Source organism: Paenibacillus sp. PvR098 (assembly GCF_017833255.1).
GTDB lineage: Bacteria > Bacillota > Bacilli > Paenibacillales > NBRC-103111 > Paenibacillus_G.
Map to the genome: position 1 here is coordinate 4,251,078 of NZ_JAFIBU010000001.1, position 18,770 is coordinate 4,269,847.

21 protein-coding genes are annotated in these 18,770 nt (G+C 47.2%); 17 read left to right on the forward strand and 4 right to left on the reverse strand.

Going from position 1 to position 18,770, the window contains the following annotated elements; genetic code table 11:
- The first annotated feature begins 6 nt into the window (after positions 1-6).
- From JOE45_RS21060 to JOE45_RS21130, 15 genes are all read left to right on the forward strand, one after another.
- On the forward strand, positions 7-1,194 hold the full coding sequence (locus JOE45_RS21060; RefSeq protein ID WP_210022505.1) for a CaiB/BaiF CoA transferase family protein: 1,188 nt from the start codon (positions 7-9) through the stop codon (positions 1,192-1,194).
- Between the two features lie 33 nt (positions 1,195-1,227).
- On the forward strand, positions 1,228-2,013 hold the full coding sequence (locus tag JOE45_RS21065; protein ID WP_245247106.1) for an enoyl-CoA hydratase-related protein: 786 nt from the start codon (positions 1,228-1,230) through the stop codon (positions 2,011-2,013).
- A 46-nt stretch (positions 2,014-2,059) separates the two neighbouring features.
- Positions 2,060-3,109 carry a tripartite tricarboxylate transporter substrate binding protein gene (locus JOE45_RS21070; protein WP_210022503.1) on the forward strand — a complete coding sequence of 350 codons (1,050 nt, stop codon included), beginning with the start codon at positions 2,060-2,062 and terminating at the stop codon, positions 3,107-3,109.
- Between the two features lie 79 nt (positions 3,110-3,188).
- Complete coding sequence (locus tag JOE45_RS21075) at positions 3,189-3,608, forward strand: tripartite tricarboxylate transporter TctB family protein (RefSeq protein WP_210022502.1); 420 nt, start codon at positions 3,189-3,191, stop codon at positions 3,606-3,608.
- 16 nt (positions 3,609-3,624) lie between these two features.
- A complete protein-coding gene (locus JOE45_RS21080; protein WP_210022501.1) occupies positions 3,625-5,145 on the forward strand; it encodes a tripartite tricarboxylate transporter permease in 1,521 nt (506 codons plus the stop codon).
- A gap of 171 nt (positions 5,146-5,316) precedes the next feature.
- Positions 5,317-5,580, forward strand: coding sequence for a substrate-binding domain-containing protein (locus JOE45_RS21085; protein ID WP_210022500.1), 264 nt, complete (start codon positions 5,317-5,319; stop codon positions 5,578-5,580).
- A 182-nt stretch (positions 5,581-5,762) separates the two neighbouring features.
- Positions 5,763-6,287 carry a redoxin domain-containing protein gene (locus JOE45_RS21090; protein WP_210022499.1) on the forward strand — a complete coding sequence of 175 codons (525 nt, stop codon included), beginning with the start codon at positions 5,763-5,765 and terminating at the stop codon, positions 6,285-6,287.
- A 161-nt stretch (positions 6,288-6,448) separates the two neighbouring features.
- Complete coding sequence (locus JOE45_RS21095) at positions 6,449-8,653, forward strand: spermidine synthase family protein (protein ID WP_210022498.1); 2,205 nt, start codon at positions 6,449-6,451, stop codon at positions 8,651-8,653.
- A gap of 104 nt (positions 8,654-8,757) precedes the next feature.
- Positions 8,758-8,988 carry a hypothetical protein gene (locus JOE45_RS21100; protein WP_210022497.1) on the forward strand — a complete coding sequence of 77 codons (231 nt, stop codon included), beginning with the start codon at positions 8,758-8,760 and terminating at the stop codon, positions 8,986-8,988.
- 150 nt (positions 8,989-9,138) lie between these two features.
- Positions 9,139-9,723, forward strand: coding sequence for a DUF421 domain-containing protein (locus JOE45_RS21105; RefSeq protein ID WP_210022496.1), 585 nt, complete (start codon positions 9,139-9,141; stop codon positions 9,721-9,723).
- A 27-nt stretch (positions 9,724-9,750) separates the two neighbouring features.
- Positions 9,751-9,936 carry a hypothetical protein gene (locus JOE45_RS21110; protein WP_210022495.1) on the forward strand — a complete coding sequence of 62 codons (186 nt, stop codon included), beginning with the start codon at positions 9,751-9,753 and terminating at the stop codon, positions 9,934-9,936.
- A 102-nt stretch (positions 9,937-10,038) separates the two neighbouring features.
- Positions 10,039-10,656: a hypothetical protein gene (locus JOE45_RS21115; protein WP_210022494.1), complete on the forward strand. Its 618-nt coding sequence runs from the start codon at positions 10,039-10,041 to the stop codon at positions 10,654-10,656.
- A 353-nt stretch (positions 10,657-11,009) separates the two neighbouring features.
- Positions 11,010-11,615 (forward strand): TetR/AcrR family transcriptional regulator, encoded by a 606-nt coding sequence (locus JOE45_RS21120; RefSeq protein ID WP_210022493.1) that lies wholly within the window; start codon positions 11,010-11,012, stop codon positions 11,613-11,615.
- 58 nt (positions 11,616-11,673) lie between these two features.
- Positions 11,674-12,618, forward strand: a complete 945-nt coding sequence (locus tag JOE45_RS21125; RefSeq protein WP_210022492.1) for an NAD-dependent epimerase/dehydratase family protein — start codon at positions 11,674-11,676, stop codon at positions 12,616-12,618.
- A 117-nt stretch (positions 12,619-12,735) separates the two neighbouring features.
- Complete coding sequence (locus tag JOE45_RS21130; protein WP_280874681.1) at positions 12,736-14,073, forward strand: DRTGG domain-containing protein; 1,338 nt, start codon at positions 12,736-12,738, stop codon at positions 14,071-14,073.
- A gap of 73 nt (positions 14,074-14,146) precedes the next feature.
- Here the strand turns inward: JOE45_RS21130 and JOE45_RS21135 are convergent, their stop codons facing one another.
- Together JOE45_RS21135 and JOE45_RS21140 are read right to left on the reverse strand one after the other, a co-directional pair.
- Complete coding sequence (locus JOE45_RS21135; RefSeq protein ID WP_210022491.1) at positions 14,147-14,461, reverse strand: YbjQ family protein; 315 nt, start codon at positions 14,459-14,461, stop codon at positions 14,147-14,149.
- Positions 14,462-14,545: 84 nt separating this feature from the next.
- Complete coding sequence (locus JOE45_RS21140) at positions 14,546-14,992, reverse strand: DUF6376 family protein (protein ID WP_210022490.1); 447 nt, start codon at positions 14,990-14,992, stop codon at positions 14,546-14,548.
- Between the two features lie 318 nt (positions 14,993-15,310).
- Here JOE45_RS21140 and JOE45_RS21145 point away from each other — a divergent pair, with 318 nt between their 5' ends.
- Positions 15,311-16,753: a nicotinate phosphoribosyltransferase gene (locus JOE45_RS21145; protein ID WP_210022489.1), complete on the forward strand. Its 1,443-nt coding sequence runs from the start codon at positions 15,311-15,313 to the stop codon at positions 16,751-16,753.
- 77 nt (positions 16,754-16,830) lie between these two features.
- Here the strand turns inward: JOE45_RS21145 and JOE45_RS21150 are convergent, their stop codons facing one another.
- On the reverse strand, positions 16,831-17,070 hold the full coding sequence (locus tag JOE45_RS21150; RefSeq protein WP_210022488.1) for a glutaredoxin family protein: 240 nt from the start codon (positions 17,068-17,070) through the stop codon (positions 16,831-16,833).
- 17 nt (positions 17,071-17,087) lie between these two features.
- On the reverse strand, positions 17,088-18,011 hold the full coding sequence (locus JOE45_RS21155) for an NAD(P)/FAD-dependent oxidoreductase (RefSeq protein ID WP_210022487.1): 924 nt from the start codon (positions 18,009-18,011) through the stop codon (positions 17,088-17,090).
- Positions 18,012-18,309: 298 nt separating this feature from the next.
- Here JOE45_RS21155 and JOE45_RS21160 point away from each other — a divergent pair, with 298 nt between their 5' ends.
- A complete protein-coding gene (locus JOE45_RS21160) occupies positions 18,310-18,672 on the forward strand; it encodes an ArsR/SmtB family transcription factor (protein WP_210022486.1) in 363 nt (120 codons plus the stop codon).
- The last annotated feature ends 98 nt before the right edge of the window (positions 18,673-18,770 follow it).

The following is an 18,770-nucleotide window of genomic DNA, read 5'->3' on the forward strand; positions in this document are numbered from 1 at the left end:
TGCAATATGCTTCCTTTAGAAGGCGTTCGTGTTCTTGATGTTTCGCAAATTATGGCAGGACCTCACTGCACGATGATTTTGGGAGATCTGGGAGCCGAAATCATCAAGGTGGAAAAAAAGGCCGGTGGAGATGATTCCCGGCAGCTGGGACCCTTTGTGAACGGGGAATCTACCAGCTTCTTTCAAATTAACCGAAACAAAAAAAGCATTGCGCTTGATTTGAAAAGCGAAGAAGGAAAGCAAATCTTTTATGAGTTAGCAAAAACGGCAGATATCATTGTAGAAAATTATCGCCCGGGGGTTACCAAATCGTTAAAAATCGACTTTGATACGATGAAGGATATCAATCCGGGCATTGTGTACTGCTCGATTTCCGGGTACGGCCAAACCGGGCCATACGCCCACAAGGGAGGATTTGACCTGGTGCTTCAAGGCATGACGGGCCTGATGAGCATGACCGGCGAGCCGGGCAAAAAACCGATGAAATCGGGTATTGCCGTATATGATATCGGCGCGGGCATCACGGCTGCTTACTCCATATTGGCTGCTTATATCTATAAGCAAAAGACAGGCCAAGGGCAGCATGTGGATGTTTCTCTGGCGGAGATCGGGCTGCCCTGGTTTACGTGGGAGGCTGCCGCTTATTTTGCAACCGGCAAGATTCCGGGACCGTCGGGCTGGAGGCATCGTTCCGTTGCACCGTATCAATCAGTCCAAACACGAAGCGGCTATATGATGGTCGGCTGCGCGAACCAGAGAACGTGGGAAAAGCTCTGCACCGATGTGATCGACAAACCGGAATGGATCACTGATCCGCGGTTTCGGACCAATACGGACCGCATCAACAATGTAGAGGAACTGGAAGCTCTGATTGAAGAGGTGATGGCTTCCAACGATTCCGCATACTGGTTAGATAAGTGTGAGAAGGCGGGCGTTCCTTCAGGACCGATCAACAATTTCGCCGAAGCGATGGAGGATCCTCACTATTTGGCCCGCGACATGGTTCAAGAAGTGGAGCATCCGGTGATAGGCAAAATGAAAATGATCGGGATCCCAACGAAATTTTCGCTTACCCCCGGACAAATTCGAATGCCGGCGCCGACGTTAGGCCAACACACGGACGAGATCCTGCAATCGATCGGTTTAGAAGAGGAACAAATACAGTCCATGCGGCAAAATGGCGTCATTTTGTAATCATTGAATTTATTTATAGAGTGGAGGATGGATATGTCAACGGAATACGTTTATATGGAAAAAAACAAGGAAGTGGCTACGGTTTATTTTAATAGGCCCGAAAAGCGTAATGGGCTCAATTATGAGATGTGGGTTACCATTGCCGACCTCATGGACAAGTGCGAACAAGACAAAGAGATTAAAGTCGTGGTGTTCCGTGGAATCGATGAGACTGCTTTCTCAGCCGGGGCGGATATCAGCGAATTTAAAACGCTGCGGTACACGGCGGAAGGGGCGGACAAGTATAACCGGGCGACATTAATTGCCGAGGAAAAAATCATGCGCTTGTCCAAACCGACGATTGCGATGATTCAGGGCTTTTGCGTCGGCGGCGGCTGCGAAATTGCGGTGGCTTGCGATTTCCGTTTCTCTGATGAGAAGGGCAAATTTGGCATTACTCCGGCCAAGCTCGGTTTAGTTTATAATTTGCCGGGCACGAAAAATGTGGTGGAACTGGTCGGTCCGGCCAAAGCCAAGGATATTCTGTACACCGGCAGATTACTGGATGCCAGCGAAGCATTCCGGATCGGCTTGATCGACCGCATCTGTTCTGCTGAGGACATTGTGGATCAAACCTATGAATACGCAGCCATGATCTGCAACAACGCGCAGTTCGCAGTAAGAGGCTCGAAATATATTATCGGCAAGGTATTGGAAGGGGAAACCAAGGATACTCCGGGGATCGCCAAGCTGGTATTGGACTCGTTTGAAACGGAAGATTACCGTGAAGGCGTTACCGCATTTTTGGAAAAAAGGCGTCCGGAGTTCAAGTATTCTTAATCGCCGGGGCCGTTTTATCCCATATAACATAAGGAGGGTTTATTCTATGAAAAAGTCTATAAGTGTTGTATTGTCGTCGCTCATTGCTGTTTCGTTGGTAACGGCCTGCTCGAGCAAGCAAACCGCAGCTCCTAGCTCCGGTGGTGGTGACAATACGTCAAGCAATCAAGGAAATGCGGCACCGGCGCCGGCTGGATTTGTTCCCGCCAAAGATATTGAATTTGTAGTGCCCTACAGTCCTGGCGGCGGCAGCGATATTAATGCCCGGACGTTGGCGCAGGTGATCAAAAATGAAAAATTAGTAGACAAAAATATGGTCATTGTCAACAAGCCCGGCGGTACGGGAGCCGTTGGTAACGCTTATACATTCAGCAAAAAAGGGGATCCGCACACCATTATGACTTGGGTATCCGGCCAACAGGCGGCCACTGTGGTCAATAAAGCCGAGGTCTCCCTGAAAGACTTGACCCCGATCGCAACAATGGCCTTAGATTCCTTTTTGGTTCTTGTGAAAGCGAACAGCCCTTACCAAACCTTTGATGATTTAGTCAAAGCGGCAAAAGAAAAACCGGAAGCGATTACGATAGGCGGGGCAGGAGCGACACAAGAGGATTATCTGATTTATCATCTGATCAACAAGCATGCGGGAGCCAAGCTGAAATATGTCACGTTCAATAGCGGTGGAGAGGCTATGACCGCATTGATGGGAGGCCATGTCGACGTCGTTTCCAGTAATCCGAACGAAGTCATTGCTCAGATCGAGGCGGGGGAGCTTAGAGCTTTGGCTGCGACATCGGAAGAGCGGTTGGCTAGTCCGTTAGATCAAGTCTCCAGTTTCAAAGAATTAGGGTACCCTGGCATTCAGCTTACCCAGTTCCGAGCCATCGCAGGCCCGCCGGATATGCCGCAGGAAGCTGTGAAGTATTGGGAGGGCGTCTTTAAGAAAGTCAGCGAATCAGCTGATTGGCAGGAAAACTATATCAAAAAATATCACTTGAAGAGTGAATTTAAGAATGCTGAGGAAAGCAAGAAGTACTTTGAAGAAGCGTTGAACATGTATCTCGAAATTCATAAGGAAGCAGGGACCATTAAGTAACGTGTACTAAAAGTGCAAAAGGCTTTGCAAAAAGCCTTTTGCTTCCATAAGAAAAGCGTATTGGAGGTGCTGGAGGGGAATGGGAAGAATCGTACCTGTGGGGATTGCTTTGTTTGGAGCTTTTTGGGCTTACCAAGGCTGGTTCAATAATGAGATTTGGGTCAATAAAGGGCCAGGCGGCGGGTTTTTACCGTTCGTCATCGGGATGTTAACTGTAATACTCAGTTTATTTGAGATTTTTAAGAACGAACCATCCGATGCCAAAATTGAGAAGAAACACGTCATTCCGGTCATTGCCACCTTAGTGATGATCGCGGTTTTTGAAGTGTTCGGGATGATCCTGACCTTTGGGTTGTTTGTCATAGCCTGGATGACCTTTTTGGAGAAATATCCGATTCGCCAAGCTGCGATGATTGGAATCAGCACAACGGCCGTCGTTTATTTTATATTCAAGTATTTCCTTCAAGTCCCCTTCCCGACGGGCTTTTTGGGAATTTAAATGAAAGGATGATCGTATGGGGATCCTTCAATCGCTTCTGGATGGGTTCGTTGTTGCTTTATCGTTTCAAAATATATTAGCTGCAGCCGTCGGCGCGGTTCTAGGTATCATAGTCGGAGGCCTTCCAGGTCTGGGTTCCGTTACAGGCGTAGCCCTGCTCCTGCCGATCACCTTCACGATGGACCCGACGACGGGGATCATTATGCTGGCGGGAATTTATTACGGCTGTATGTACGGCGGTTCCTACACGGCCATTCTTGTCAATATTCCCGGAGAGTCTTCTTCTATCACCACAGCTCTTGACGGTTATCCGCTGGCCAGAAAGGGGCTAGCCGGGAAGGCATTGTTTACGGCGAATTTATCTTCGTTTATAGGCGGGACAATCGGCATTATTTTCTTAACCTTTATGGGTCCGGTATTGGCAAAAATCGGTTTATCCTTCGGTCCTCCCGAGATTGCATGCGTGATTTTGCTGGCCTTATGTTCCATTAGCTTGCTGTTTGGAGAGAATCGAAGAAAAGGGCTGCTGGCGGCCTTTATCGGGATTTTGCTGGCAACGATCGGTGTAGACCCGACCTTGGGGCAATCGCGGTTTACATTTGGATCGATCAATTTGCTCAATGGGATTTCCTTCGTCGCCTTGATCATCGGGATGTTTGGCTTTTGCCAGATTATTGAGCTCATGCTGCAAAAAATACATGCGGAGTATAACGCCAAAATTACGATAAGAGAAAGCTTATTGGATAAAAATGAAGTGAAAAGGATTATGGCTCCGTCGATTCGTACAGGTATACTCGGAAGCTTTGTCGGAATTTTGCCGGGAGCGGGAGCGACGACAGGTTCGATGTTTTCTTATATTTTGGAGAAGAAAGTGGGGAAAAATAAGGAGCAGATGGGCAAGGGAGCCCTTGAGGGAGTAGCAGCAGCAGAATCCGGGAACAATGCAACAGCCGTGGGTGCGTTTGCCCCCTTGCTTTCCTTGGGAATTCCCAGCTCCGGCACGACAGCTGTATTATTGGGCGGATTGATTATGTGGGGCTTAAAGCCCGGTCCGCTGCTGTTTACAAGCAATCCGGATTTTGTCTGGGGCTTGATTTCGTCCATGTACATCGGAAATCTGATCAGTCTGGTAGCTTCGCTCGCCATTATTCCGCTGCTGATCTATTTCATCCGAATACCGAACGCCATCATGATTCCTCTGATTATCATTTTCTGTGTATTGGGTGCATTCACCGATCAGAACAGCATGTTCGATGTTTGGGTGATGTTGATTGCCGGGGTTGTCGCTTTTATTTTGAGTATTCATCGATATCCCATTGCACCGCTGCTGATGGCATTTGTTCTCACACCTATGTTTGAAACGTCTGTTCGACAATCCTTTGATATCAGCAACGGAGACCCTGCCATCTTTGTCAGAGGTCCGATTACGATTACGATATTGTCCTTAATTGTATTATTTGCGATTGCTCCCTTTATCGTGAAGTACCTGATCAGGAATCGAAAGTCGGCGCAAAATAACGAAACGATCGGTCATTAAAAACAGGCTATGTCTGAAGACCATACACCCGTCACCGGAAAACTCCGGGTTCGGGTGTGTTTACTATGTCGCGTTCAGCCCCGGATTTGACCGTGCTGCTGACGATATAATTTGGGGGAGATTTTATGGGCGTAACTACTGGAGCTCAAGGGCCCTGAGAAAACAGCTATCTTGTTCTCCTGTGATATTTATGCTCTGGAAGTGATGAACCACTTGAAATCAAAAGGAATACAAGTGCCTCAAGATGCAGGATTGATGGGCTTTGATCATATTGACGTATTAAAATATGTTTCCCCCGCATTAACTACTGTGGAATACGCGGTGGAGGAGTTTGGAGTAAAGGCCGTAGAGAGCTTAGTTAGTCAAATTGAGCAGACGGCTTATCCAACCGTTCCTTTATTAAACTATAAAATTATTCCTGGCGATTCCATTTAATGATACGTAAACGAAAAGACCTGAGAGAAAGGCACTTTCTGCGAAGTGTTTTTCTCTCGAGCTGCAGCTCAGTGTTGCGAGTGAGGTGGTTTATGACAATCTCATGGCGGAATTGACATGGCGGGGGCAACAATACTACAATTTGTAGTGGAAGGGTTTCATAAATGGGGGGACGCCAGCAAATGAAAAACAGAAAATGGGTGCAGTTTATGATTCTCGCCGTTGCATTGCTTGCCGGGGCATATACCGTGGGAGCCGGGATATTCAAGGAAGACAACGAAATAGTTAAAGTCGGAAGCTATGCTCCGAATTTTAGTCTGCAGGGGCTGGACGGTAAAGTCTACAATTTAGAGGATTACAAAGGGACAAGTGTGGTCGTCAATTTCTGGGGAACGTTCTGTCCTCCCTGTGTAAATGAGATGCCGGCACTGGAAAGACAGTACGAGAAGTGGAAAAACGATGATGTCGTCGTGCTGGGTTTGAATCTGAATGAGAGTCCGATTACCGTCAGGTCCTTCTTGAACCAACATAACATCACTTTCCCTATTCTAATGGATCAGGATATCGTGCGGAAACAATATAAAGTTATTTCCTACCCAACGACCTTTTATATTAATTCGGAAGGAATCATTGAGGACATCTTTATCGGGGAGATGCAGGAAAGCGACATCGAAAGCCGAATTGAGAAGCTTGTCGAGCGCCAGTAGCGGGGATTGAATAGAAGTGAGTGATAATGGAGAGCACAAGCTGTGGACGTTCCTTACGAGGAACCGGGTTCACGGCTTTTTTTGTTTTCATAAAGGTTTAATAATCATTTAATTGCAAATAATAAAATTTATGGATTTTTATAGAATTTAGGTGGTCGGCAGTGAAAGCGGCAGGCAGATCAGACTTGTTTAAAGACGGCTTCATCACTTTTGTTACAGCATTCTCTATGATCACATACGAGATCGTTTTGTCACGCTTTTTTGCCGTTATCATGGACTATAATTACGTCTTCCTGGTTATATCACTTTGCACGCTTGGGATCGGCATTGGGGGATATATTTCATTTCGTTGGCCGTTGATTGTTCGGAAGATTCAGGAATATGTACTAGGCTTGTATTCATTATTCCTGGCCGGAAGTACCATCCTGATGTATGCACTGTCTTTTAAGGGGATTCTCTTTTACTCTGCATGTTCATTTATTCCGTTTTTAGTCGGCGGGACGATGGTTTCTTCTTTAATACAAAAGCGTCAAGAACAGGCCGGGTTTATGTATTTTACCGATTTGGCAGGGGCCGGGATCGGGGCTGCCTTAGTCATTCCCCTGATGAATGTATTGAATCCGATCCAGACCATCAGCTTGATATCCTTTCTGTTGTTTAGCGTCTACTGTTTTGTCCGTTTCGATCAAATGAAAAGTTTCTCGAAGACAGTACATGTCTTATTGTTATTGGCGCTGACCTACAACTTATTCAGTCCGCTATTCGAACGGATACCGTTTAATGCTTATTTGACGAGCCCACACAATGTGTTCGTAGAGGAAAAAGAAGCGAAGATTGTATTTTCAAGCTGGGATGCGTTTGCCCGGACCGATGTTTATGATGCGGATGATGACGACTTGCTGTACATCACGATCGACGGCGGGGCTGTTTCACCCATTTCAAAATATAGCGGTGAAGCAGGTCAGGTAGATTATTTACGTTCCACAACCGGCTTCCTTGCATTTCAAGATATACCTCGGGACAAGGTGCTGCTCATTGGGGCAGGGGGCGGACAGGAGGTTCTTGCAGCCCGTATGCTTGATTATCGCCGGATTGAGGCCGTCGATATTAACAAAGGAAGCTTTGAGGCTGTCAGCCGTCTATCGGGGTTTTCGGGAGACGTGTTCGGGTTGAGCGGGGTCAGTCCCATTGTATCAGACGGCAGAAATTATATCCGGGAGACGAAGAGCACCTACGATCTGATCTATTTATCTCTAGTGAAGAAAAATGAGGAAAGTAGGCTAGGCCTTTCTTTATCCGAAAACTACATGTTTACCCGGGAGGCCGTGGCGGATTATATCGATAAATTGAACTCAGGCGGTCGTCTTGGTATATTGCTGCATAATGAGATGGAACTGTACAAAGTTTTGTATGCAGCCGTAAGCTATTTTCGGAAAGCAGGGGTTCCCGAAGCCGAGATCGGCCAACATATCGCCGTGGTCGGTACATATCAACATTTGGGACATGTGGTTGAAGGGATGGATGGTCATCGAATAACAAGGCCGCTGCTGCTGGTCAATAAACAGCCGTTCACCCCATCCAACGCTGCTTCTCTTTTGTCCTCTATAAGGGGAATACAACAAATTCCCATTCATATTCCTTATGTGCATGACCGGTTTGAAGCTATGGGCGAATGGATGAATCAAGCGGAGCTGAACCTTGAAGCCAACACGGATGACAAGCCGTTTTTTTACAGCAAAGGACAAGGGATATCGCCACTGCTTCCGGCATTGCTGATTTCCGTTGTCGGGTTGGCTGCACTGATGGCTCGCAGGGCAAAGCTGTCTATGGGGACGACGGTTTATTTTTCCGGTATTGCCTTAGGATTTATGATGATAGAGGTCACTTTGATACAGCATCTGATCCTGCCGCTGGGCCATCCGACGCTTTCTTTTGTGATCGTACTGGGGACCTTGTTAATCACTGGCGGGATCGGCAGCTATTGCTCGGAACGGTGGTCAATGAACGGAAGCAAGCGTTACCTTCCTTTGCTGCTTATTGGAATTCTCGCTTTGGGTGTACAAATAACTATCCGCTGGTTTGAGGCAAGCCAAGTGATGGTCACTCCGGGGCTGCGGATCTTGGGGGCAATATTGCTGCTTATGCCGCTCGGCTTCTTCATGGGCATGCCGTTCCCGTACGGATTGAAACGAATGGTTAAAGAACAAGTCGCCCTAAGCTGGGCAATCAACGGACTGATGACGGTGGCGGGCTCGTTATTGGCTGCGATGGTTTCGTATGGCTTAGGGTTCTCTGCCACGATGACTGCCGCAGCGGGTATTTACGTTTTGCTTTACATGGGAAGCAGGTCCATAATTACGACTTGACTGGCTAATGAGCGAGGACCGCTTCATCTGAATGCGGTCTTTTGTATTCTCCGCTTTAGATTTCATTATGGTACAATGATATAAAAATGTAAGGGGAGCCCGTCATGGAACAATATCAAACTTTAATTGGAGTCGTCTTGGAGAAGCTGAACCAAACCTACAAGGACCTAAAGTTTAACTATAAGGGTCTTGATAGTATTTTGAGCAATCATTCGGCGGAAGAGATTTCAAATATCCCTGAGCTTATTACGATAACTGATTTGCGAGATTCGTATGGCGAGTTCATTCAATGCATGGAGAAACAGTTCCCAGGGATCAAAAGCTGCGACGAGTAGGGAGTTCTTCTTTTCATCAGTGGGGAGAGGCTCCTTTTTGCGTTCAAAAATTTGAATAATGAAATGGATTTATTTAGGGGAAACTATAGGTAGGCGAGTAGCCGAATACGGTTGATGTTCGCTGGTTCAGCCAAGGAAGGACGTCACAATATGAGCTACATATGGGAAAGCTTGATCATACTGTTCGTAGGGTTTGTACTGATCAGGATTGCCGGTAAAAAAACAGTGTCGGAAATAACGGGTCTTGAGCTCATTACGCTATTAGCGATGGCATCTGTCATAGGCCACGCGATTTCGGAGGAAGGATTATGGATAACAATCGTGGTTCTGAGTATGTTTGCAGGCCTCTTAATCGTTGTCCAGTACCTGGGAGTGAAATTCAATGTGATCGAAAGGTTATTAATGGGCCACGCTACACTCGTAGTTCAAGATGGAAAAATCATACCCAAAAACTTAAAAAAACTGCGGATGTCGGTAGATCAGCTTGAAGCAAGGCTAAGAGAAAACGGCATCTCCTCCTTCTCTGATATAAAAACCGCGACGATTGAAATGAGCGGCCATCTTGGATATGAGCTGATGAAGCATGCTAAACCAGTGACGATGGGAGAATTGGAAAAAGTGTTAGCTCAGCTTCATTTGATAAAGCAGCCGAAGAAACAAGCCCAGCCAGCAAATCTATTCCATGAGGTCGTGCATCAGAAGCATCAACAAGAAATTTCACAGGAACTTGAATGACGTCCTTTTAGGGTTGGAGGGGAAATCATGAAGCGATTCATTACTGCCGCATCAGGCATGCTGGTTCTTTGTTCAGTGTTAGCCGCTGCTCCTGTGTCCGCCGTCCAGCCTTCGTCCTTTCCGAAGCAGGCGACTTTAACGGAGATGACTGAGGTGTATCATTCTCCGGATCTTACCCAGCCTCCGGCTGCTGTTCTGACTCGCAGGTCGTGAATATCAAGGGGCTGGAGAGTCAGTGGAAGAGTAAAACGATCAACGGAAATACGCAGCCGAATTTGGTTTCGAGTTTAAACATGATTAGGGGATAAATGGGTCTTGCTGTCCCAAGATACGTTCTTTGGCGAAGAACAGAAACGGGATACGAGAGTGTTTCTTTCGGGGGAGGAAGTGCTGCTGGACGCACCTTCCGGCAACCCCAAAACCTACGGAACCGTTTCGGCTCAGACCGTGCATGTCATGGCGGTGTGGGGGAACTATTTGGAAATCGATACTTGGCTGGGTCCCAAATGGATTCTTCCGAAGCATCCGGTTGTCTTTGATGTGGTAAGAGATCAATACGATCTTCGCCTCCCATCGGCCACACCGATGTATGATATAACCGATGCGGAGACCAAGCCGGCTGCTGAGCTGTCCCCACAAACCGTGAAAGCTTATGAGAGATCTCAAGACGGATGGTATCTGATCCAGACATGGCTTGGACCGAAATGGGTCAATCCTGCCATTAACATCCCCCAAAATACGGTAAAAGAGACGGGGACCGTCAAGCTTTCGAAACAGCGTACCCTTTATCAATACCCAAATTCAGAATCCAGAGCCATGGGCGCGCTTGCTCCTCAAACGATTACTTATTTTGAGAAGGCGGACGGCTGGGTCCGCATTAAGAGCTGGCTGGGCGATGCTTGGGTGCTGCCTTCGGTGGAGTCATCCGATTAAAAAAACTTCACAAAAATTAACCCGGTTTCATTATAAGGAGATTGGCCTTAGAGCAATTTGAAACGGGCAGCGCAGGCTTTCGGGAATATCCTCTGGCTCCGGGTGTCGGTTATTTCCTGAAGGGGATGCATCCGAACTCAGGCCGGATTTAAGATTAAATAATGTACGGCTTTAATATAAGGACAGCGATGCTTTACACAAGCGTGGTTGTCCTGTTTTTTTATGGCTCATCATCGATCTCTATGCATTCGTTTACGCAAGCTGCTTGACGACTGGAAATTTTTATGCCAATGTTAACAGTGTAAACATTAACGGTGTTAATGCGCGAACTTTTTACAGAAAGGAATGGGTTTATGGATCCCAAGGAAGCATTGGGCAGAACAACCATCAGCAAAAAAGATATTCTTGTTGCTGCCACCGACTTATTTTTAAATGATGGATACGAGAATGTGTCCATGAGGAAAATCGCAGGTAAAATAGGATGCTCGCCAACCAATCTGTATAACCATTTTACTAATAAAGAAGAAATTTTATTGTTTTTACTGCAGGACGGGTATTCTATTTTCTTAACGTATTTGATAGAAGCCAGAAATTTGCATAAAGATGAAGGAGTCTTAGTGAAGCTTAAAGCTGCGATGAGAGCTTACCTTCAATTCGGACTCGACAATCCCGGTTATTATAAGCTGATGTTTATCGAGAATATGGAGCATTACGATCAAATCATAACGGGAGAGAGTGACCGGATGAAAGGGTTCAACGTATTGGTCGAGCTGATTCATGAAGCGGTCTCTTTGGGGGTCATTTCAAACTATGGTGAGATAGTGACAAGCCAATCGGTATGGGCTGCGCTTCATGGGCTGACTTCATTATTCATTATGTTTCCAACCTTTGACTGGAAAGACCGCGATGCTTTGATGGATTTTCATATAGATACTTATTTGAAAGGGCTGCAGAACTAAATTTTTTTAGCAGTTGGTTGACGGTGTTAATATACTAATTTGTTAGGGAGGATGTCATATGAAAAAAGGAATGCATGTTATTTTTGGAGCCGGTCCTTTAGGCAGAGCTGTCATGGAAGAGTTGGTTCATCAAGGCTGCAGCGTACGCATGGTCCATAGGAGCGGGACAGCGGAGGTACCGCCGGAAGTTGAGCTGGTCCCCGGTGATGCAAGTGAGGCCGATCAAGTGATGCGTATTAGTAAGGATGCGGATGTAGTCTATAATTGTACGGGTCTTCCGTACCCGATGTGGAATCACCTCCCTCAGATCATGAACGGGTTGATTGACGGGGTAAGCCGGACGAATGCTATTCTAGTTTATGGTGACAATCTATATGCTTATGGCCCTGTTGAAGGGAAGGTGAGCGAGAGCAGTCCTTACCATCCGGTTGGCCGAAAAACAGCGGTTAGAGCACAAGCAGCGAATATGCTGATGAATGCTCACAGACAAGGTAAGATACGAGCGGCTATCGGGAGGGGACCAAGCTTTTATGGACCCGGAGTAACATTATCGGTACTAGGCTCCGGAATATTCGACAACCTAATCGCTAATCAACCGATGGATGCTCTAGGCAATATCGATGCGCCCCACTCGTTAATTTATATTAAGGATTTTGCCCGCGGTCTCGTGACGCTCGGAGCCATGGATAAAGCATTAGGAGAGATATGGCATGTTCCCTGTGATCGAACGACTAATGTAAGAGAGCTTACTCAGATGATCGCCACTCAATTGGAGAAAATGCCCAGGTATAGAATCGCGAACAAGTTTATCCTTACCCTTTTGAGTATGTTTAATCCGACGATGAGAGAGTTTCAAGAGATTTTTTATCAATATCAGCGGCCTTTCATTATGGATGACAGCAAATTTAGAAATGCATTCGACTTCAAAGTGACTTCGCACGATGAAGCGATTCGGATGACATTGTTTTGGTATATGAAGGGGAAGAAGCCGGTTGAATTCTAATTGGATAAAGATCGCGGGCTAGAAAGAAGCTTGAACGCTCGGGCTGTTTTTTTGATGCATCTATTATATAATAGATGAAAAACAGAATGTTACAGTTTGCACGGGGGTGTTTCGAGCATGAGCTCCGAGTCGCAGGATCTGCTCACCAAGCATGAGCAGATCATCAGATATATTACCGAGCTGAGCGTGGGTACGCGCATTTCGGTTCGCAAAATCGCCCAGACGCTTGAAGTGAGTGAGGGGACCGCGTATCGTGCCATCAAGGAGGCGGAGAACCAGGGGCTTGTCAGTACGAAGGAGCGCACGGGAACCGTCAGGGTAGATCGGAAGCAGCGGCAAAATATCGACAAGCTGACCTTTGCCGAAGTCGTGAACATGGTGGACGGCGAAGTCCTGGGAGGTTCCGGGGGACTGGAGAAGACGCTCCACAAGTTTGTGATCGGCGCTATGCAGCAGGATGCGATGATGCGCTACATCGAGCCTGGGAGCCTGCTGCTTGTCGGCAACCGCAACAAGGCTCATATGTGCGCTTTGGAGCAGGGCGCCGGGGTGCTCATTACCGGCGGATTCGATACGGCTCTTGAGGTGAAACGGCTTGCTGATGAGCTGGAATTGCCGCTCATCAGCAGCAGCTACGATACGTTTACGGTAGCAACGATGATCAACCGTGCGATCTACGACCGGTTGATAAAGAAAAAAATTATGCTGGTGGAGGATATTATCCGTACAGACGCCCCTGTTAGCAGCTTGCGCAGCTACAACACGGTCGCTGATATGGAAAAGCTCATGGAGGAGACAGGGCACAATCGTTTTCCGGTGGTAGATGAATGGAACCGTCCGATCGGCATCGTGACGACGAAGGATGTGGTCGGCGCAAACCCCAGCCAGACGGTGGACCGCCTCATGACCCGCAATCCCATCACGATCCATCCGCAAGCCTCTGTCGCCTCTGCTGCGCATATCATGGTATGGGAAGGCATCGAGCTCCTGCCGGTTATCGATACAAACCGCAAAATGACAGGGGTCATCAGCCGTCAGGAAGTGTTAAAGGCGATGCAGTATATTCAGATGCAGCCGCAAAACGGAGAAACATTCGAGGATTTGATTTGGTCGGGATTCGAAGAGCGAAGAAATGAAGAGGGAAGGCTCTATTTTCGCGGGATGATCACGGCGCAGATGACGAATCATCTGGGAACCGTTTCTGAGGGTGTGCTGACAACAATCATGACCCAGGTAGCCTATCGAACTGCCAAGGAGCATAAGAAAGGGGATCTCATTCTGGATAATTTCTCCGGTTATTTTCTGAAGCCGGTGCAAATCGACAGTGTCATTGAGATTATGCCTACGGTCATTGAAGTAAGCCGGCGTTTTTGCAAGATCGATATCGAGATTTTTCACAGCGGCGCCCGTGTGGCCAAAGCCATGCTAACCGCCCGCGTCATCGACCAATCTTAGATCATCTGTCGGGAGCGGATGAACGCAGGTACAAAAAAAATCTGGCGGGAAATTCACCGCCAGATTCTTTGCGCTACTCTGTATACACTGCGGTTCCGCTGACCGCTACCATTAACATACCTTCCCGAACGACCTCGTAGTCTACGTCGATGCCTACGACGGCATTTGCGCCCATACGTATGGCCTGGGATTTCATTTCTTCAATCGCAATATCGCGAGCTTCCTTCAGCTTGCTTTCGTAGGCTCCGGAACGGCCGCCGACAATATCGGTGATAGAGGCGAACAGATCGCGCATGATATTGGCCCCCATAATGGCTTCCCCGTTGACTAACCCAAGATAACGAACAATTGTTTGGCCTTCAATGCTGTTCGTGGTTGTTACAATCATGGGAACATCTCCTTTAATAAGGTATACTGCATATATGGTATACGTTAATTAATGGAAAAAGATTCAAGGGAAGCGAATGACGGCTTATCCAAGTTGATTTAACTGATCTAAAATATTCGTAATTTGCCCGATGGTCTCCAGCAAGCCGGAGTTTTGCAGCATCTGCGGATCCCATACTCCCGTTTGTATTTGCTGTATGGTGTCGTTGATTCCTTGTTGCAGGGTGTCATTGTAAGTAACTAGCTTTTCATGAATTTGCTGAGCGATCTTAGGCGGCTCGATGCCGTTGAAATCCTGGATGCGCTGCTTCATGTCATCCAGCTTCTGCAATAATTGCGCTCGTGCCTCTGGATCGGTTAAGATTTGCTCAGATAGAGCAGTGATGTCTTCGGCGAACGCGCTGGCTTCATTGATATAGGTGGTCGCTTGGTTGACATAATTGAGAGATTGATTGACTTCGTTCAAAACTCCGCAACCGGACAACAGCATCGCAAGCAGGATAACCAATACAGTCATTCTTTTTTTCCACATGGTTTATTCCCCCTTCTTTGTTTCGTGATCGGGCTGCGGTCTCGCTTAAAGACTAAAGACCTTCACCGGATCATACGGTAAAGGCCTCGCCAGCAACTTCCGTTGCCAACAAAGCTGGGGAGAATATCGTTCTCCCGTAATGACGACTTTGCCTCAGGGCTTCTCCCCTTTATAATGATATCCATTATACCGAAAATAAAAATGCCGAGTCAATTCAGGGTCGGACGAACAAAGAAGGAGCATAACGTGTATAACGGTTAATAAAGGATGATCGTTTATGTGCAAAATAGGAATAAGGAATGGATAGGAGTGGCTGCAATGAATTATGACAATTTGACGCTTCACACGGATAAATACCAAATTAATATGATGTATGCGCACTGGGTGCAGGGATCGCACAACCAAAAGGCCGTGTTTGAGGTTTATTTCCGAAAGCTTCCATTTGGTAATGGTTATGCCGTTTTTGCAGGCTTGGAGCGTATTGTGCATTACATACAAAGTTTATCTTTTGGCGAAGAAGAGCTTCAATTTTTAAGTGGTGAAGAAGAGAATTACCAAAGTGAATTTCTGGAGCAATTAAGGGCTTTCCGTTTTACAGGCAATCTGTATGCGGCTCCGGAAGGAACTCTCGTTTTCCCGAATGAACCCTTAATCCGAGTGGAAGCCAGAATTTTTGAGGCCCAACTGGTAGAAACCGCTATTCTCAACTTTATGAATTATCAGACCTTGATTGCCACCAAAGCATCGCGAATCAAACAGGCAGCGCCTCATGATATCCTGATGGAATTCGGGTCGAGAAGGGCTCAAGAAGCAGACGCTGCTGTGTGGGGGGCAAGAGCGGCATACATCTCGGGCTTTCATGCCACTTCTAATGTAAGAGCAGGAATGCTTTTTGGCATTCCAACGAAAGGGACCCATGCTCATTCATGGGTTCAGGGCCATGAGTCGGAGGAAGAAGCGTTCCGCAAATATGCTGAATCTTTGCCCGATCAGGTCACGTTGCTTGTGGACACCTATGATACGCTGAAAAGCGGTATCCCTAATGCGATTAAAACCGCAAAAATGCTTGAAAAACAAGGGAAAAGATTGCAGTCCATTCGGCTGGACAGCGGGGATTTAACCTATCTTTCCAAAAGTTCCCGGCAGTTGTTAGACGAAGCGGGACTTTCATATGTTAAGATCATCGCTTCAAACGATTTGGATGAGAACATCATTTTTAATCTCAAGGCCGATGGGGCGCCCATTGATATTTGGGGAGTAGGCACACAATTGATCACTGCGGGGGATCAGCCCTCTCTTGGAGGGGTGTATAAGTTAGCAGCAAGGGAAAAAGACGGTGTGTATGAACCGGTGATTAAAATTTCCGGAAACCCTGAAAAAATAACGAACCCCGGTATTAAAGAGGTTTATCGCATCGTCAATAAAAAGACAGGCAAAGCAGAGGCAGACTATATTGCTTTGCAGCATGAAGAAGACGTCCGGCAAGGAAAACAGCTGCTGCTCTTCGATCCGATCCATCCCTATCGAAATAAAATGATCGAGGACTATGAAGCAATAACGCTTCTAACCCCGGTATTTTCTCAAGGGCAATTAGTGTATCGATTACCTTCATTGAGTCAAATCCAAGCCTATCATGAAGATCAGTTAAAGCTCTTCTGGCCGGAATATTTGCGCAAGCTCAACCCTGAGCATTACCGAGTAAATCTCAGCCAGAAGGCGTGGGATCTGAAGATGAAGCTAATTCACAAGTATAACGGGTAGAGTGGAGTGGGAAGTTTCCGTTAGGCTTCTTGGAAAAGAAACAGGACGTGCGTTTTGTCGCACGTCCTGCTTTTTATTTATTCCGCCAATGCTTTCTTGAGTCGAGTAATGTTCATGCCCAGTATTTTATGCTCTCCGATCACTGTAAGCGGTACGGAGCTGATGCCCATGCTTTCAAGCTCATTGGCATATTCTTCATTCAAGGAGATGTTTCTCTCTTCGAAATCGACTTGCTGGTCCTTTAAGTATTTTTTAAGCTGCATGCAGTAAGGGCAGTTCTCGCTGGAATAAACAATGACATTGGACGTGTTAGACATGAGTATATGTCTCCTTTTTATTTATATTGCGGGACCAGTTGTTCGCGTTTATGGATGAATTTATCAACGGCCATGGCGGCGATCGCGCCGTCGGCTGCGGCCACAACGGCTTGCTTCACCGGAGTGCGGCGCACCTCTCCTGCTCCGAACACACCTGATACCGGGGATTGCATTAACTCATCAAGCACCATGAAACCGTCTTTGTCAAGCGGTACTTGGCCATCTAGAAAGTCTGTGCCCGGTTTGCTGCCCGACATGAATACGAAGACTCCTTCGATATTGAGCAGCTGCTCATTCCCGTCGGAGGATTTGATGCGCAGGCCGGTAACATGATCTTCTCCGACGATCTCAAGCGGTCTGGTTCGGTAATACATTTGCGTTTGTTCCAGCTCTGGCGCATGAGACACGCCTTGAAGCTCGGGACGGGGAACGATGAAATGAATCTTGGATACGAACTTGGTGAGCGCGGCGGCTTCCTCCAGAGCTTCCTCCGTATCGCCGATCACCGCGACCTCTTGGCCCTTGTAGAAAGCTCCGTCGCAGGTGGCGCAGGTACTGACGCCCATGCCAAGCAGCTTTTCCTCTCCCGGAAGCATCCGGTTGCGTCCCTTCGAACCTGTCGCGACGATCACGGCTCTGCCCTCGAACATTCCCTCGGACGTGAACACGTACTTCGTATCTCCGGTTAAATCAACAGCGGTTATGGAAGCTTGCTTGAATTCAGCTCCAAATCCTCGTGCCTGCTCCCGGATACGCTCAAGCAGTTCCTTTCCGCTGAGCTCTTCCGCTACGCCGGGGTAATTGGCAATTTTATGGGTTAGGGCCAAGGCTCCTGCACCTGGCGCTTTATCCAGCACTATCGTTTTCAGTTCACTTCTTGCGGTGTAAACGGCTGCCGAAGCTCCCGCAGGCCCTCCACCGATGATAATGACATCGTACACGGGTAGGTATGCCTCCTCTATATAAATTAGAATTATTATTAAGTAAGAATGATTATATCACTTTTCAAATTATAATCAATATCAAATTAGAATAAGTATAACAATGATCACAAAACAAAGAGCAGTTGGTTGTTCATACGAAGCGATGGGACCGTGAGCGCCCCTTGAGAGGGTTATGATGCTGGAGACAGTTCAGCAGGAAACCTTCTCATTGTCCGTTATGGCGGTGTAGCGTTCTATTTTCTGCTATAATAGTGTTGGATGGACTGACGAGCTTACAAAGAGGGACGGTGGGGGCGTGGACAAGGTGCTTAACGAACAATGCGATGATCCCTGCACGGGCACCGGTCTTATTGCCGAATTGAAACGGGATTTGATTCCGGAACCGACTGCAGCGGCGCTTGCCGATGTATTCAAAGTGCTGGGGGACCCGACCCGGGTAAAAATTATATATACGCTGCTGGAAACAGAACTTTGTGTGCACGACCTGACGCTAGTGCTGGATATGGGGCAGTCGGCGGTTTCTCATCAGCTGCGTTACTTGCGCAATCTTCGCATTGTGAAGCGCCGCAAAGCGGGCAAAACTGTGTTTTACTCGCTAGACGACGAGCATATCGAACAAATCTTCGTTCAGATGCTTCAGCATGTGAAGCACGGATAAACAAGCTTTCAACGGTTCGATAAGGAGGGTTCCTATCATGGGAGCCTTCTTTTTCGTTCAGACTTGGTGCCGGGCTAACAGAACAGAACACCCCTGTA